13 protein-coding genes and 1 pseudogene are annotated in these 15,870 nt (G+C 65.5%); 8 read left to right on the top strand and 6 right to left on the bottom strand.

The features are described 5' to 3' along the window. Positions 1–48: 48 nt before the first annotated feature. The 5 genes from Q0309_RS02370 (at position 49) to Q0309_RS02390 (ending at position 8,714) form a co-directional block, all read left to right on the top strand. A complete protein-coding gene (locus tag Q0309_RS02370; protein WP_299437064.1) occupies positions 49–5,217 on the top strand; it encodes an EAL domain-containing protein in 5,169 nt (1,722 codons plus the stop codon). A 184-nt stretch (positions 5,218–5,401) separates the two neighbouring features. Continuing rightward, positions 5,402–6,202 carry a hypothetical protein gene (locus Q0309_RS02375; protein WP_299437067.1) on the top strand — a complete coding sequence of 267 codons (801 nt, stop codon included), beginning with the start codon at positions 5,402–5,404 and terminating at the stop codon, positions 6,200–6,202. A 73-nt stretch (positions 6,203–6,275) separates the two neighbouring features. Next, a complete protein-coding gene (locus Q0309_RS02380; protein ID WP_299437069.1) occupies positions 6,276–7,298 on the top strand; it encodes a fatty acid desaturase in 1,023 nt (340 codons plus the stop codon). Continuing rightward, positions 7,295–8,179 carry a transglutaminase family protein gene (locus tag Q0309_RS02385; protein ID WP_299437071.1) on the top strand — a complete coding sequence of 295 codons (885 nt, stop codon included), beginning with the start codon at positions 7,295–7,297 and terminating at the stop codon, positions 8,177–8,179. The genes Q0309_RS02380 and Q0309_RS02385 overlap by 4 nt, the downstream gene beginning before the upstream one ends. 277 nt (positions 8,180–8,456) lie before the next feature. Further along, a complete protein-coding gene (locus Q0309_RS02390) occupies positions 8,457–8,714 on the top strand; it encodes a hypothetical protein (protein ID WP_299437073.1) in 258 nt (85 codons plus the stop codon). Positions 8,715–8,794: 80 nt separating this feature from the next. On the opposite strand, the gene Q0309_RS02395 is transcribed toward Q0309_RS02390, so the two are convergent. The 6 genes and pseudogenes from Q0309_RS02395 to Q0309_RS02420 form a co-directional block, all read right to left on the bottom strand. After that, positions 8,795–10,165: a relaxase/mobilization nuclease domain-containing protein gene (locus Q0309_RS02395; RefSeq protein ID WP_299437075.1), complete on the bottom strand. Its 1,371-nt coding sequence runs from the start codon at positions 10,163–10,165 to the stop codon at positions 8,795–8,797. Positions 10,166–10,625: 460 nt separating this feature from the next. Then, positions 10,626–11,078: pseudogene (locus Q0309_RS02400) on the bottom strand (lytic transglycosylase domain-containing protein); the annotation flags it as partial. Then, positions 11,066–11,602, bottom strand: a complete 537-nt coding sequence (locus tag Q0309_RS02405) for a S26 family signal peptidase (RefSeq protein ID WP_299437077.1) — start codon at positions 11,600–11,602, stop codon at positions 11,066–11,068. The pseudogene Q0309_RS02400 and the gene Q0309_RS02405, both read right to left, overlap by 13 nt. Next, on the bottom strand, positions 11,599–11,850 hold the full coding sequence (locus Q0309_RS02410; RefSeq protein WP_092788131.1) for a helix-turn-helix domain-containing protein: 252 nt from the start codon (positions 11,848–11,850) through the stop codon (positions 11,599–11,601). The genes Q0309_RS02405 and Q0309_RS02410 overlap by 4 nt, the downstream gene beginning before the upstream one ends. A gap of 197 nt (positions 11,851–12,047) precedes the next feature. Beyond that, positions 12,048–12,386: a DUF736 domain-containing protein gene (locus Q0309_RS02415; RefSeq protein WP_092788130.1), complete on the bottom strand. Its 339-nt coding sequence runs from the start codon at positions 12,384–12,386 to the stop codon at positions 12,048–12,050. A gap of 1,036 nt (positions 12,387–13,422) precedes the next feature. Beyond that, positions 13,423–13,740, bottom strand: coding sequence for a hypothetical protein (locus Q0309_RS02420; protein ID WP_299437083.1), 318 nt, complete (start codon positions 13,738–13,740; stop codon positions 13,423–13,425). Between the two features lie 257 nt (positions 13,741–13,997). Here Q0309_RS02420 and Q0309_RS02425 point away from each other — a divergent pair, with 257 nt between their 5' ends. From Q0309_RS02425 to Q0309_RS02435, 3 genes are all read left to right on the top strand, one after another. After that, entirely contained in the window at positions 13,998–14,822 is an 825-nt protein-coding gene (locus Q0309_RS02425) for a transporter substrate-binding domain-containing protein (RefSeq protein ID WP_299437085.1), read from the top strand. 80 nt (positions 14,823–14,902) lie between these two features. After that, on the top strand, positions 14,903–15,571 hold the full coding sequence (locus Q0309_RS02430; protein ID WP_299437087.1) for an amino acid ABC transporter permease: 669 nt from the start codon (positions 14,903–14,905) through the stop codon (positions 15,569–15,571). After that, complete coding sequence (locus Q0309_RS02435) at positions 15,568–15,840, top strand: ATP-binding cassette domain-containing protein (RefSeq protein ID WP_299437089.1); 273 nt, start codon at positions 15,568–15,570, stop codon at positions 15,838–15,840. The genes Q0309_RS02430 and Q0309_RS02435 overlap by 4 nt, the downstream gene beginning before the upstream one ends. Positions 15,841–15,870: the final 30 nt, after the last annotated feature.

The following is a 15,870-nucleotide window of genomic DNA, read 5'->3' on the forward strand; positions in this document are numbered from 1 at the left end:
GGTGCGGTCGGCCGATGGTCCCGAGGTCCCCAACCTGGCAGAGGCGCCATGATGTCCAAGCGCAAGTCCTCGTTTCCCATCGTCGGAGTTGGCGCTTCGGCCGGTGGCATCGCCGCTCTGAACACCTTCTTCGACCACATGCCACCGGACAGCGGCATGGCCTTCGTGGTCATCCTGCACCTGGACCCATCCCAGGCCAGCCGCGTCGCCGAGATCATCGCCACGCACACGGCCATGCCCGTCGTACAGGCCGAGCAGGGGATGCCGGTCGAACCGGACCGGGTCTACGTCATCCCGCCGGCCACCCTGCTGGGTCTGGGCGACGAGATCTTCCGGCTTGAAGAGATGAACCCGGAGAGGGTGCGCCGCCGCCCGGTAGACCATTTCTTCACGGCGGTGGCCGCGCTGCGCGGCGAGCATGCCGTGGGGGTCATTCTTTCCGGCACCGGCAGCAACGGGTCGGAAGGGATCCGCCGCATCAAGGAAGCGGGCGGCCTGATCGCGGTCCAGGACCCCGAAACGGCGGAATACCCGGGTATGCCCCAGAACGCCGTTGCGACCGGACTGGCCGATATCGTCCTGCCGCTGGAGACCCTGCCGGACACGATCCGCCGCGTGATCCTGCACGACGTGACCTTCTCACAACCCTTAAAGGCGCCAGGACCGGCCGTATCCTCGCCGCCGCTGGATGCCATTCTGGACGCCATTCGCACCGAGACCGGGCACGAATTCCAATGCTACAAGGACGCCATGGTCAGCCGGCGCGTCCAGCGCCGCATGGGCCTTAAGGGCGTGCGCGAGATCACCGATTATCTCGACCTCGTCCGCCAGAGTCCCCAGGAAGCAACAGCCCTGGCGCGCGACCTGCTGATCAACGTGACCAGTTTTTTCCGCGACCCGGAAGCCTGGGAAGACCTCAGGGCGCAGGTCATTGCGCCGATGGTTGCGGAGCGAGACCCGGACCGACCGATTCGCGCCTGGGTCGCGGGCTGCGCCACGGGAGAGGAAGCCTATACCCTTGCCATGCTGCTGATCGAGGCGGCCGAGGCGGCACAAGCCTCTGTATCGGTGCGGGTCTTCGCCACGGATGCCAGCGAGGACGCGCTGGCCGTCGGCCGCGACGGGGTGTATCCCGCCAGCGTCATCGAAACACTGCCGCCCGCGCGCATCGAGCGGTTCTTTTCCCCGGAGGACGATGCCTTTCGGGTCCGCCCGATCCTGCGCGATGCCATCACCTTCGCACCGCAGAACCTGCTTCGGGATCCCCCGTTCTCTCGCATGGATCTGATCGTCTGTCGGAACGTTCTCATCTACCTCAAACCGGATGTGCAACGGAAGTTGTTGGCCCTGTTCCGGTTCGCGTTGCGCCAGGGCGGCGCCTTGTTTCTGGGGTCCGTCGAAACCGCGCTGGGAGCGAACGAAGGCTTCAAGGCGATCTCGAAGCGGTGGCGTATTCACCGCCGGACCGGGCCGGTCCCGCGCGACGGGGTTGAGTTTCCGGTCGTGGGCGGCCCGCCGACCGGCGCTCAAGGGGTCGCTTCAACGTCGGGCAGCGCGCCGACAGCGCCGCATCGCGACCACAGCGAACTGGCGCGGCGCGCGCTGCTTGACCGGTTCGCGCCGGCCGCCGTGCTGACGGACCCCGATCTGCGCCTTCTGTCGGTGCATGGAGATACCACGCCCTTTTTGCGCCACCCCGACGGCGAGCAGACGCGCGACCTGACACGGCACCTGCGCGATGCCCTGCCCCACACGGTCCGCAACCTGCGGCAAAGAGCCCTGGCGCAGCGACGCACGCAGAGCGGTCAGGTCGTGATGACGGGCCAGGACCTCCACCACGCCGTGACGGTAACCGTGGCGCCGCTCACCAGCGGCCAGGGCGATACGCTTCTGCTGATCACCTTCGATCGAAACGGCGCGCGCGACAGTGCGCCTCTTAGGGCACCGCATCCCGAGGCGGCCAATCCGCACCCCCAGGATGACCAGGCGGAGACGCCCGCCACGCTGGAACAGCACCTTCTGGCGACACAGGAACAATTGAGACTGACAGTGCGCCAGCTTGAAGGCGCGAACGAGGACCTGAAAGCCTCGAACGAAGAAATCATGACGATGAACGAGGAGCTTCAGTCCACAAACGAGGAACTGGAAAGCTCAAAGGAAGAGCTGCAGTCCCTGAACGAGGAGCTGAATACGGTCAACAGTCAGCTTCAGAACAAGGTTCAGGAACTGGATTGCAAAAGAAACGACCTCAACAATCTTCTCAACAGCACCGAAACGCCGACGCTGTTCCTGGATCAGGCCATGACCGTTCGCTGGTTCACGCCGGGTTTGCGGCATCTGGTCGATCTGACACCCGGCGACATGGGGCGCCCCTTTGCCAGCTTTGCCCGCAAGGTCAAGGACGAGACCTTCGAGACGGACGCCAGCAGCGTTCTGTCCACGTTGACCCCCAACGAGCGGCAGGTGCCCGGCACCCAGGGCGATCAGTGGTTCCTGCGGCGCATTCTTCCGTATCGGACGGAGGACGACCGTATTGACGGCATCGTGGTGACCTTCATCGACATCACCGAGCGGCGCCACTACGAGCAGAAGCTTCAGTCGGCCAAGGACTTCGCCGAGGCGATCGTCGAAACCGTGCGGGCCCCACTGCTCATCCTCGATCCCGAACAAAGGGTGGTGTCCGCGAACCCCGCATTTTATGACCACTTCCGCACCTCGCCGGGCATGGTTGAAGGGCACTTCCTGTCCGAACTGGGCTCCGGACAATGGGACATCCCCGACCTCCACCGTCTCCTGACGGACGTGCTGCCGACCAACAAGGAAACGGGCGGCTACGAGGTCGAACACGTCTTTTCCGGACTTGGAAGCCGCACCATTCTGATCAATGCGATGCGCCTGGACAGCATGGACCTGATCCTGCTGTCCCTTGAGGATGTCACGCAGGAGCGCCACGACGAAGCCCGGCGCCGTGAGCGTGAAACGCATCAGGCCCTGCGGATCGAGTTGTCCGACCGGTTGCGGGACCTTGCCGACCCGGCCGCCGCCCAGGCCGTCGGATGCGAGATTCTGGCGCGACACCTTGGCGTCAGCCAGGCCATCTATGCCGAGAGCACGCCCACGCGCGACGAAGCCGTCGTTGCGCAGGACTGGACGGATGGCACCCTCGCGAGCATGGCGGGTTGTCATCCCCTTGGAGATTTCGGATCGGCGATCCTCGCCGACCTCACCAATGGCAGGACGGTAGCCGTCGCCGATGTCCGCAAGGACCTGGACCCGTCCGCATCGGATGAGCCCGGCCTATTCGCGGCCCGCTCGGTCGGGGCCTTCCTGATGGCGCCCCTTGTCAAGGGCGACAGACTGGCCGGGGTGTTCGGCGTCCTCTCCTCCACTGGGCCGAGACCGTGGAGTAGCGGCGACGTGGCCCTTGTTGAGGACATCGCCACCCGGATTTGGTCGGAGGTCGGGCGGGCGCGCGCGCAGGAGGCCCTTCAGGACAAGGAAGAGCGTCTGCGGCTGGCGGTCGATGCCAGCGAAGGTGGCGTGTTCGCGTTCGACATCAGCCAGGACAATCAAACCTTCGTCAGTGATCGGTGCGCCGAAATTCTTGGGGTCTCACTCACCGAGTGGCCGGACAATGACCACCTTGATGCATGGCTGCCGGACCGGGTTCATCCCGGCGATACAGCCCAGGTGATGGGTCGGGTCGCCGAACTGATGGACGGCGGGACTGACAGACTGGACCTTGATTTCCGTGTTCGGCTGGCGGACGAAACGTCGCGCTGGGTCAGGGTGGTTGCGCAGGCGGCGCGACGGTCCGACGAAGACCGCGCCCAGCGCATCACCGGCATTCTGTTCGATATCGATGCGCGCAAGACCATCGAGGAACGGTTCGCCCACCTCGCGTTGCATGACCCCCTGACCGGATTGCCGAACCGATCCTTGTTCGGCAATCGGCTGGAAACCGCCCTGACACAGGCAAGTCGGCAGGACAATCGGGTCGCCCTGGCCATGCTGGACATCGACAAATTCAAGGACATCAATGACACGCTCGGCCACCCTTGCGGTGATCGCCTGCTGTGCCGGGTTGCCGAGATGGGCGCCGCCGCCCTCCGCCCCCTTGATACCCTGGCTCGCCTTGGCGGTGACGAGTTCGCCGTGATCCTGCCGGACCTCGACTCCGGCGCGGATGCCAGCCACGTGCTCGACCGTCTGCTTGGTGGACTTGATCTGAGCGTTGGGGATCAGGATCAACAGGTGAACGCAGGCCTGAGCCTGGGGGTCGCCGTCTTTCCCGAGGACGGCGGCGATCCGGAATCGCTGTTGCGGCATGCCGATCTCGCGCTTTACCGCGCCAAGGACCTGGGGGGCGACCAGATGGTCTTCTTCGAACCGGCGCTGGGCGTCGCGGTCGAACGTCGGCGATCTCTTGCGGCCGGGCTTAAGCTGGCCCTTTCTGAGGGTCAGTTCGAGGTCTACTACCAGCCGCTGCTGGATCTCCGTGATGGCCGTGTTGTCAGCACCGAGGCGCTTGTTCGCTGGAATCATCCGACGAGCGGTCTGATCATGCCGGATGATTTCATCCGTCTGGCCGAAGAGACGGCAGAGATCATACCCCTGGGGCGGTGGGTTCTGGATCAGGCGATGCGACAGGCCCGTCTCTGGCAGGATGAAGGGTTGACGTTGAAAGTGGCCGTCAACCTGTCTGCGAAGGAACTCCAGAACCCACTGATCCTCGACAGTATCGACGGGTGCCTTCAGGCGCATGGCATGACCGCCGAGGCGATGGAGCTTGAGTTGACTGAAAGCACCCTGTTCAGCCACGACGCCACGGCAACGGAAACGTTTGTGGACGGTGCCAGGCGGCGCAACTTCGCCTTGACCATCGACGACTTCGGGACCGGCTTCAGCGCGTTCAGCTATCTGAATTACCTCCCCATCACCAAGATCAAGCTGGACCGCTCGTTCATTGCCGCGATTGGCGACGCGGACCACGAGGCCCTGGTGGGCGGACTGGTCGAGCTGGGCCATCGGCTTGGCTGTCGGGTCACCGGGGAGGGAGTCGAGACCGTCGAACAGTTGCGGTTCCTTCTCCGCGTTGGCTGTGACGAAGCCCAAGGGTTTCTGATTGCCCATCCAACGCCGGCGGGGGAGGTGTCGGCCGTCGTGCGAGAGATCAACCAACGCGGCTTGTTGGCGTTCCTGCCGGACGAAACGTGACCCTGCCCAATGACGCCATGAAACGGCGGGGAACGCCGGTTGATCGCAGCCGGGCTAACCTCGATCAGCACGGCCTGTCCCGGACCCGTGTACCGTTTCCGATCAAGATCATGGGTCCCGCACATGGGTTGCCCATCGTCAACCGGCGCGGGAGCGAACCCGCGCCAGGAAGGAAACGCCCAAGATGCACAGTTTCGAGACTGGGGCCCTGTTTGTTGCGAGGTCAACCTGGCGCGTCCTATTGGTCGCGTTCCTTGTTTTGCTGTTCATGTCTGTTGCTGTCGCCCAGGACCGAACCGGCCCGACGCCCGAGAACGCGCATGACCGCTCTTTTGGTGGAGGCTGGGCCTGTGACGACGGGTATCGTCGGGAGGACGGCGCCTGCATCGCCATCGTTGTTCCCGAGGATGCTTTTGCGACCGAGCGGTCTTACGGCACCGGCTGGGAATGCCGGCACGGCTTCAAGGACGTTGACGGATCAACCTGTCGGGAAGTCGTCGTTCCACCCAATGCCTACCTGAAGTCGACAGGCGAGGATTGGGCCTGTGATCGCGGATACAGGCGGGTCCGCGACCGATGTGAAGTCATCGAAAGTCCCGAGAACTCTTTTCTGTCAGACGAAACCTATGGGTCCGGATGGGAATGTCATCGCGGTTTCTTGGAAGAGGCCGGCCGGTGCGTGGTGATCGACGTTCCTGACAACGCCTATCTGACGAACAAGCGCTATGGCCCGCCGTGGACCTGCGACCGAGGATTTGTGGAGAAGGACGGCCGATGCGAGGCCATCGTGGTTCCGGACAACGCCTTTCTTGTCGGGGGGGAATTCGGGCCAGGGTGGCAATGCGAGCGCGGGTACGAGCAGGACGGAAACACATGCATCCTGATCGTTCCCCCGCCAAACGCCCACATCGACCGGTCGGGGAACAGGTGGGCTTGCAACAGGGGCTTCCGGATGCTGGGCGGACAGTGCGTGTTGGCGCGCTGATTGCATCATCGCGCGGACAAAGGCATGGGCCGGGCGGCGGCGGCAGACCAAGAATTGCGAAAGCAAGCAGATCATGACCAGAAAAAGCCGCCTCCGCCAGGACACGACAGCATTTCAGGCGCCCGTCCTGAGAAAAAGCATCGTCCAGATCGTGACCTCATTTGGCGGGTTTCTCGTCACGTGCGCCGTGATGTATCTGGCCAACAGCGTGTCCTTCTGGCTCTCCCTTGCGCTTGCGCCGCTGGCGGCCGGATTCCTGGTGCGAATTTTCATCATTCAGCACGATTGCGGGCACATGGCGTTCTTTCGCGGGCGGCGCGCCAACGACCTGCTGGGGATCGCCTGCAGCCTGCTGACGCTGGCCCCGTATCGGTCGTGGCGGCGGCAACACGCCGGCCATCATGGGGTCTGGAACGACCTTGACCGCCGTGATCGCGGGGCCGACATTTATTCGTCCTGCCTGACGGTGACCGAGTACCGGGCGCTGTCCCCTTGGGGCCGTGTCTGGTACCGCGCGACACGGCACCCGATCGTTGCCAACATTCTCATTCCGCCCCTGGTCTTCCTCATTCTTTACAGACTTCCCTTCGACACACCCAGGGAATGGCGGCAGGAGCGGCGCGCCGTTTTTGTCACCAACCTGGCTTTGGTGGCGATGGTCGGCGGGTTGGGCCTGCTGCTGGGGTTTGGCACGGTCGCGGCCGTCCAGCTTCCGGTCATGATCTCGGCCGCGATCATCGGCGTTTTCCTGTTTTCCGTGCAGCATCGCGGGGACACAGTGGACTGGATGCGCCACGCGGAGTGGGACTCGATCGCAGCCTCCCTGCAAAGCTCGACCTACCTGCGTCTTCCGGCGGCGTTGCAATGGTTCACCGGCAATATCGGCTTCCATCACGTGCATCATCTGAACCCGCGCATTCCGAATTATCGGCTTCAGGCGTGCCACGAGGCCATTCCCGCGCTGCGGGGTGTTGTGCCCGTGTCCCTCCAGGACGGGTTTCGTGCCGTCCGGTCTGTTCTGTGGGATGAGGACAGGGGCAGCATGGTCACGACCCGCCAGGCCGATACACCGCCGCCGTCCGGAGACCTCGCTTGAGTGCTCTGACGGTCCATCACCGCACCACCTATCACTATCGCGAACCGATGGTCTTCGGTCCGCATCGCTTGATGCTGCGGCCGCGCGAAAGCCGCACCGTGCGGCTGCACACGCACGATCTGGAGATCGCTCCGCCCGCCACCGTCACCTGGGCGCACGACGTCGCCGGCAACGCCGTGGCGACGGCGACGTTCGGCGCCCCGGCGGACACGCTGGTCATCGACAGCCTCGCCACGCTGACGCTTGATGTCGAGCAGTGGCCGGTCTTCGACATCGCCGCGTCGGCTGTCACGTATCCGTTCCTGCTCAGTGACGACGACATGACCGATCTGGGCGCGCTGCGGCTTCAGGCCTACCTCGATTCCGGGGGGCGGCTGCACGACTGGGCGCGGGGGTTCATTGCCGGCCCCGACACGGACACGCTGTCGCTGCTGAAGGATATCAGCAACGGCGTGGCCGCGCGGATCACCTATGAGGCCCGCGACGAAGAGACCGTCCAGACCCCGATCGAGACGCTGGCGCGCGGCCGGGGCTCGTGCCGCGATTTCGCGGTGTTGTTTGTCGATGCCGTCAGAAACCTGGGGTTCGGCGCGCGGATCGTGTCCGGCTATCTGTACGACCCCGACCTGAACACCCTCGGGTCCGCCGGCAGCGGCTCGACCCACGCGTGGGCCGAGGTTTACGTCCCCGGCGCCGGCTGGATCACGTTCGATCCGACCAACCGAAGCGTCGGTGGGTTCAACCTGATCCCGGTCGCCGTGGCGCGCCACATCCGCCAGACCGCGCCGGTCTCCGGCCTGTTTATCGGCCCGGCCGCGGCCTGCATCGCGATGGAGGTGGCCGTATCGGTGGAACCCGCCAAGGGATCTGCCTCTTTCTGAGCGCAGGCAATGCGCATCCTCTGAGCCAACGCCAAAGGCCGAGCGGCCGGTGTGGCGATGGCAACGCTTGGGCGCAATGCCGGCGTCTTCGAAAGGCGGGGTCCGCGCCCACCACAGCCCGCGCCGGGAACGTTTCGATCCTCCTCCACGCGAATGAAAAAAAACGTTGGGCGGACAGGCCGGGGCGCCGGACATGAGTAGATTCCGAGGCTGCCGAAAACGTCTAAAACTTCGTATTAATTAGAAGTCGGCCAGTTCCCATCTTTTCAAGGTGCCAATGGAATCACTGAAGACGGCCCTGGCTCGACACAGAAGGATGGAAACGTCTCATGCGATCCGCACGGGGCCTTCTCTTTCCTTCGATGGAATAAAGGGCTGCACCATGAAAAAAATCACTGTTTTCGGAACGATCCTGACCGTCCCGATGATTGCACTGGTCGCCGGCACCGCAATGGCGGCGGACCCGGCGCCCAGCGACACTGTCAGCGACACCGGCACCACGGCTGGGGACACCATGGTCGTCGTCGTTCATTAGCTCTGATCGCTGTGCCTCGGGTAGTGCTTTCCACGCATCCGTGACTTCGAGCAGAAAACCGAACTGCTCATACCGGCGTGTTAGCCGGGATCATTCATGGGGCGTCTGCGACTGACCTCCAGCCGGCGGACATGGGTCTCGGCGAAGGCCTCGGTTGCCGACGGGTCGTGGGCCAAGTGCCGGTCGACGCTATATCGTCCGCCGCTTGCCTCGGCCACGGCGACCACGGTGCTATCCACCTCGCGCGGCCGAACCGTGCGCGGGGCGACGGCGACAATGGCCCCTTCCGGTGTCGGCTCCATGCCGTCCCCTTGGCCGATGTCGACGTAGTGGGTTCGCCCGTCCAGCCCGTCGACGATCAGGTATTGCCGGTCGCGGATCTCGTCGGACAGCCCACGCGCCACCACCCGCCCGACAACACGGGCGGCGGCGGTGCCCGGATCGTGGACCACGGTCTCGCCGGGATCGGGCGCGCGCCCACGCTCGGCCAGCGCCCGGTTCAGGGTCTTGATGATGTCGCCCCGCTCGCCCATGCGGAACAGCGTCTGCTCGAAGCCTGGGTCGAGACGCCAGCGGCCGGGCCGCGCCTCCTCGGCCAAACCCAGCCGCTCGAGCTTGCGCAGGCGTCCGGCCAGCAACGTCTGGCGGGTTGGATCTCGCACCGCCGACGACACAACGCCGTCGTCGTCGGCCATCGACCGCAACTGGCGGTCCAGTGGCACCAGGCGCTCGGCCTCGATGTCGGCGCGGTCGCGCAGGGCGATTTCGCGCTCGGTGCGCGGGCCGAGGTCCAGGCTGACCAGATCGGCGGCGCGCTCGCGCAGGCCATGGGCCATGTAGTCGCGGGCGATGACCAGATCGTGGCCCCGCTCGTCCTTGCCGCGCAGAAGGATGTGGGTGTGCGGATGGCCGGTATTGAAGTGGTCCACCGCCACCCAGTCCAGGCGGGCGCCGAGGTCATTTTCCATCTGCGCCATCAGGCGCCGGGTGAGCGGCCGCAGGTCGTCGTAGTCGGCCCCGTCCTCCGGCGCGACGATGAAGCGGAACTGGTGCCGGTCGCCGTCGGCCCGCTCCAGGAAGGCGCGTCCGTCCTCCCGGTCCCGGTCGGCGCCATAGAGCGCGCCGCGCTCCCCGTCGCGGGTCACGCCGTCGCGCTGGATGTAGCGCAGGTGGGCGCGCGCCGTGTCCATCCCCTTCCCGGCCAGGCGGACGATGCGCGCCTTGACGATGACGCGGCGGCGGGACCGCGACGCCGACCGCCCCCGTCCCGCCAGCGCGGCGGCCGGGGCACCGCCCCGCCCGATGCGGCCGAGCCCGGCGCCGGACTTGCGCGCGGCGCGACCGCCGGCCCGGTTGACGGCGGCGAGCACCTGATGGGCATAGCGCTTGGCGCTTTTGGAGCCCCGCGACCGGGGCTTGCCCAGCTTCGGCGTGAACTCATCCTCGGCCATGGCAGCCTCCTGAAAAGTCACGATACATCAATGGGCTACAATCGAATTGCTCCGCGCCCTCGGGCGACCTCCCGGAAAAGCGATGTGCAGACAAGGGGATAGCCGACATGGGGAGGCCCTCTTTTATCTTGCCTTCCAGTGCCCCCTCCTGCCGTCTGCGCCCTCCTACGCTCTCATCCGATCTCATGAGGGGGGCAAAACCGCGCCTGAGGCCGCGACACCGGAGGCAATGGGCCGCCGGTGCGCGTCAATCGGTGTCGTCGGCGACGGGATTCAGCGGCACGAACAGGCCGTTTTTCGACGCCGAAAACGACGCGCCGGAGGTCGTTCCCAGCGTAAAAAACAGGCCGCGTCCGGACGGAATTGAAGGGGTTTGCGTGCCACTGGCGGGCGCATTTGGCGGGCGATTTGATGCATCCGGCGCCGTGTTCTTCGATACATCGGGCGTCGTTTTAGGGCCGATCAGTTCCATCACGCGCGCCACGTAGGCGACCGTTTCGGCGGGCAACGGATCGCCTGTCGTCAGGTGCGATTGATATCGTCCGGGACCGGCGTTATAGGCGGCGAACAGCCCCGGAAAGCCGAAACGGTCGTGCATGGCGCGCAGATACGACGCACCGGCCAGGATGTTGTCACGCGGCGCAAAGGGGTCGGTCCCAAGGCCGTGGTCTGCCCGCAACTCGGCCCAGGTCGCCGGCATGATCTGCATCAGACCCATAGCCCCTTTCGGCGACACGGCGGCCGGATCGCCTGCGCTTTCGGCGGTCAGAACGGCGGCAATCCAGGCCGCTGGCACGTCGAACCGGCGTTCGGCGTCGGCGATATGGGGTCGCCATTCGGCCAGGTCAGCGGCCTGGGCGGGCGCGGCGACAACCGCGACCGCGCCCAGCAGGGCGAGCGTCAGTCGGTCCATAGCGGTACGAGCCTCCCCATCAGCGAAGCCAACGGCATCGGCCCGAAATACCGACTGTCAAAGGAGTCCGGGGCGACCGCCATGAGCAGGAAAACCTCGTCCTCATCCAACCGGCGACACCCGCTCCAATGCGGCAAGGGTCGTCCGGCGGCGTCCGCGTCAAGGCGACGAACGACGGTTACGGTGTGCAGGACGACGGCCGACCCGATGGCGCAGACGTGATCGCCAGCGACCGCCGCAATGCGCTTGAGCAGCGGTACGCCGGGCGGCAGGTACCCGCGCTCGGCGGCCAGCGCGGCGACATCTGGCGGCAGCCGGACCAGCACCAGGGCACCGCGTTCGGCGGGCGCGTCGGTCATGCGATAGAGCCCGACGGGCGCGCTGGCAGACGCGTTCCACACCAGCCAGGGCATGGCCCGTTCGGTCGGTGTGAGTGAAAGGATCGCCACGCCCAGGCCGGCCAGTGCCAGCACGGCGGGACGCTGGCGCCGACGGCGGCGGCGCAGAATGGCGCGGGCGGTCATGGCGTCTCTCCCGCATCCGAGGTCGAGGCGCGCTGCTCACCCAGCGACCAGGCGTCGAGATCATCGATGTGGTAGCGGACATACCGGCCGTGCTTGCGGAAGCGCGGGCCGCCGCCGGTCAGGCGCATTTTCTCCAACGTGCGCTGCGACAGGCCGACATAAAACGCGGCCTGCGCGGTGTTCAGGAACGGGCTGCCCTTCTTGGCCTGGGCCGCCCGGGTGGCCCCAGAGTCATTTTTATCGTCCATGGCCGGGTCCTCCTCGTATGCGGATGCAACGGGGCCAGCGTGACGGGCATGAGGGCGGCGCGGGACGCTCGAAAACGGACGCGAGCGTTTTCGAGCCCCCCTTGGGCGTAGCGGCGACAGGCGCGGTCAGACCCGGCCCCAGCACACGAAACCCCGCCACCGGCGCACCGGGGCGGGGCTCGTGGACGGGGCCGGGATCAGCGGTCGCGCGGCTCCCACAGGGCGATGTGGGTGGTGCCGTCGTCGCCGGGGCGCTCCAGCTTGACCAGCCGCGCGCGGACCCAGTGGGGGCCGAATTCGGGCGCGCCGATCTTGAGGTTGAGGTAGGTTTCGCCGCTGGACTTGGCGACCTGGCTCCAGCCCGCGCCCACCTCGTAACGCTGTCCGGCGCCCGCGTAGACGCGGTGGTCGGGGGCGTTGTCGGACGCCTTGGCGACCGGGACGATGCTCAGGTTGGCGGTGACGTTCAGGGTCTTCAGGGTGCCGGTGAAGCTGTTGTCGTCCTGCTTGGTGAACGTGCCGAGAGTGATGGCCATGATCGGTCTCCTTAGCCGTGTCTCGCCGGGACCATCCCTGCGATGTCTCGGCCAGGGAGCCCGCGAGACGCGCCGGCCCACCCGGAGCGCAGCGAAGGGCCGGACCGCAGGGGAGGACCCCAAGGCCCGGCAAATTTGCCCCGCGAGGAATGGGACCGAAGGGCCCAGGGGAAATTTGTCGGGGCGCGGGGTTGGACCGGCGCGGCGCGGGTTCACGGCCTTCAGGAGACACGCAGGGATGGTTCCGCGCGCAGGACACGGATGCCATGGGAGACCGAAACGGCCATCCTCGGGTATGCTTTCAGCGGACAGACGACAGGCTTCATTGGGCGGCCGCAGACCGCCTGCACCGTCGCCATCCTCGGCATTCGGGGCCGCTTCCTGGCGACGGCATCGGGTGCATACGCGTCTCCGCATGGGCGGACGTACGCGCTGTCGAGGATCACGGGAGACGCCGGGTTCGCTGTCCAGCGCGCGGCCTTGGGACTGATCCGCGCGCCCTGAACGGCCCACCCGCTCCGGCCGTCGCGGGTCAAGCCGGCCCCAAAGACAGGGCGATCAACGGCCGACTCGGGAGCCAGCGGTTACTGCTTCAGGCGTTCACGACGCGCTGCCACGCGCCGATGTCGGGGGATGCGAACGGTCCTCGCCGCCCGCGCCCAGCCCCGTTTCCTTTGTCTTCCTTGCGCCAGGGAATCGAAGCCGAAGGCCGAGACGCCGCAAGGCGGCTCGGTTCACGAGAGCCCGGCGCGGGGCGTTTACGCCGCGCGGGCGCCACTATCTTGGTATGAAAACCAATGCATCGGTGACCCAAAACGGGTACGACTCATCAGCGTCAGATTTGCGCCCGTCCCGGTCGTTCGTTGTGTCGTTGCGCTCACTGGAAAGCCGACATTCTACTGGCAAGGATGACCGACAAACTTGGGTGGCTCGTGATTATTCGCTGGAGCGCGCTGCATCGTCAGGCTCCCGCCGTATGCGACCTAGAGTTGCCCTCAGAAGCCGACACTAGCATTCGCTCCTTCAGGTCTGTGCCTTACTCAAATCGCTCATCCCTGTCTCGATCCTTCGCAGTCTCCCACTCCCGCTCGTGTTCAATCTCTCGCGCGAGTTGGGCCTTGGCTTCGGTTATGATCGGCAAGAGGTTTGCCATGGCTTCCTCCTCCAGGCTGTCGAGCAAACGAGCATTCGCTTCCATCAGGGCGGCGCGCGAGTCCGCGACCGTGCCCGCCACGGCGCTGGAGACGGCGCAGGAGGTCGGCTCCTGTCCCGGACACCGGCGCGGCGAATCGGTTGTCGCGGCCGGGGAAGCAAATGCTCGCGCGGCTGCTACCGGATTTGTGGAGATGTTCATGTGTACCCGCTTAACGCGCGTTCTGGCGCATTTTTGAAGAAATTTGGGCGCCCCCGGTTGATCCTTTGCAAGATAGCCCCTAACTTTCCTAAAATCTAAATGGCAGGGCGCGGGCAAGCTAAAATGCCTGCGGACCTAACCTGATAATATCGCGATACGCTGACGCGGTATCCGGCGGGGTAAGGCCAGTGCAATTGACCTGGCCGTGACTTCCTCTTTCCCCTGTCGCGTCCCCTTAACCAGGATAGGAGTTTTACATGCTCAAGCAGATTTCTGCTGCGGGTGTGCTCGTGGCCGCGATGGCGCCGCCCGCGATGGCACAGGACTCTGAACCTTTGGTCGCCGGCGTCGAGGCCGCCTTTCCGCCCTGGGCCTACGTTGAGGGCGGTGAGTACAAGGGCATTGCCATTGACGCTATGCGGGCCATCGCCGAGGACCAGGGCCTGACGGTCGAATTCAAGGATCTGCCCTGGCCCTCTTTGATCCCGGCGCTGGCGAAAGGCCGCATCGACCTGTTGGTGACCGGCCTCAACGTGACCGAGGAACGGGCGAAGGTGCTCGATTTCTCCATCCCCTGGTGGGAGAACGACGACGAGGTTCTGGTCACCGAGGACTCAGACAAGAACGTCGTCACCGCGCTGTGCTGCGGCGCGACGGTCGGGGCACAGGGCGGCGCCACCCAGCACGAGTGGCTGCAGGAGCACCTCGTCGACCAGGGCGTGGACGTGACCTTGCGCGCCTACGAGGACTACATCACGGCCGTCGAGGACCTGGGCACCGGTCGCCTGGATGCCGTGGTGACCAGCACCGACACGGCGGAGGAACTGATCGACAAGGGCCGCGCCATCAAGATCGTCGGCACGATCCAGCAGAACCAGCCGCAGGCGCTGGCGGTCCAGGAGGGCGACCCCAATGAGCTGCTGGCTCAGTTGAACGTCGGGATCATGAATATCTACCAGTCCGGCCAGTGGGCGGAGATCGTTCACGCCTACAGCCCGCAGGCGAGCATTCGGACCATCCCGACGGCAATGCCGGATTACGTGGATTCCTACCAGCGGCCGATCCCGGGCTATTCGGAGTAGGCACGGGGGCGGGCCGACGCGCGCGCCGCAGCTGTGCGCGTCGGTCTCGGTCCAGGTACGTTCGCGGGGGTGTGCCGCCAATGATCTGGCAGACATTGTACGAAAACCTGCCGTTCCTGTTGCACGGCACCTGGATCGCCTTGCAGCTTCTGGCGGCCCTGCTCGCCGTCGGGATCGTGCTGGGGCTTGGGTTGGCGCTGGGCCAGGTTTACGGCCCGTGGCCCCTGCGCGCCGTCGGCTGGGCGTTCGAGCGCGTCTTTCGGGGTGTGCCGGCGGTCGTCCTGCTGCTGCTGTTCTATTATGGCGTCACCGACTACGTCGCCCTGTCCTCGTTCATGGCCGCCGTGCTGGCCCTGGGTCTTCGCTCGGCAGCCTATCAGTCACAGATCTATCGGGGCGCCATCCAGTCGGTTCCGTCCGGACAGATGCAGGCGGCGCGAGCCATCGGCATGGGCCGCTGGGAGTCGATCCGCACCATCATCCTGCCTCAGGCCGCCCGCCACGCCATCGGGCCGTGGACCAACGAGTTCTCGTCCGAGCTTAAGGCCACGTCGCTGGCCTACGTGATCGGCGTCGTGGAACTGACGCGCCAAGCCAAGTACATCGTATCGAATACCCAAGGAAATATTCTGATCGTCTTTGGCGTGGTTGCGCTGATTTACTTCATCGTCAACAGGCTTGGCAATTCCGTGCTGTATCGCGTGGAAGCCCGGCTTGCGGTGCCCGGCTTCGAGCGGAGGTCCCAGTGAACACGTCCGAAGACCTGATCCTGCGCGTCGAGGATCTCCACAAGCGTTTTGGCGAACACGACGTTCTGCGCGGCGTGTCGCTGACGCTCGGGCGGGGCGAAACCAAGGTTGTCATGGGCTCCTCCGGCACCGGCAAGTCCACGCTGCTGCGCTGCATCAACCACCTGAGCCCCCCCGATCAGGGCCGGGTGCTGCTGGACGGAACGGTTCTGACCAACCGCAACATCAATGCCATGCGCCGGCAGATCGGAACGTGTCAACGACTTTGAGACAGTCGGATTGGGAGATTAAGCTCTGTT

The organism is uncultured Rhodospira sp., assembly GCF_937138205.1.
Lineage (GTDB): Bacteria > Pseudomonadota > Alphaproteobacteria > Rhodospirillales > Rhodospirillaceae > Rhodospira.

What these genes read in the sequence shown, in the direction of transcription:
- Q0309_RS02370 (WP_299437064.1), top strand. Translation starts at nt 49, where the DNA reads ATGATGTCCAAGCGCAAGTCCTCGTTTCCCATCGTCGGAGTTGGCGCT.
- Q0309_RS02375 (WP_299437067.1), top strand. Translation starts at nt 5,402, where the DNA reads ATGCACAGTTTCGAGACTGGGGCCCTGTTTGTTGCGAGGTCAACCTGG.
- Q0309_RS02380 (WP_299437069.1), top strand. Translation starts at nt 6,276, where the DNA reads ATGACCAGAAAAAGCCGCCTCCGCCAGGACACGACAGCATTTCAGGCG.
- Q0309_RS02390 (WP_299437073.1), top strand. Translation starts at nt 8,457, where the DNA reads ATGGAATCACTGAAGACGGCCCTGGCTCGACACAGAAGGATGGAAACG.
- Q0309_RS02395 (WP_299437075.1), bottom strand. Translation starts at nt 10,165, where the DNA reads ATGGCCGAGGATGAGTTCACGCCGAAGCTGGGCAAGCCCCGGTCGCGG.
- Q0309_RS02405 (WP_299437077.1), bottom strand. Translation starts at nt 11,602, where the DNA reads ATGACCGCCCGCGCCATTCTGCGCCGCCGCCGTCGGCGCCAGCGTCCC.
- Q0309_RS02410 (WP_092788131.1), bottom strand. Translation starts at nt 11,850, where the DNA reads ATGGACGATAAAAATGACTCTGGGGCCACCCGGGCGGCCCAGGCCAAG.
- Q0309_RS02415 (WP_092788130.1), bottom strand. Translation starts at nt 12,386, where the DNA reads ATGGCCATCACTCTCGGCACGTTCACCAAGCAGGACGACAACAGCTTC.
- Q0309_RS02420 (WP_299437083.1), bottom strand. Translation starts at nt 13,740, where the DNA reads ATGAACATCTCCACAAATCCGGTAGCAGCCGCGCGAGCATTTGCTTCC.
- Q0309_RS02425 (WP_299437085.1), top strand. Translation starts at nt 13,998, where the DNA reads ATGCTCAAGCAGATTTCTGCTGCGGGTGTGCTCGTGGCCGCGATGGCG.
- Q0309_RS02430 (WP_299437087.1), top strand. Translation starts at nt 14,903, where the DNA reads ATGATCTGGCAGACATTGTACGAAAACCTGCCGTTCCTGTTGCACGGC.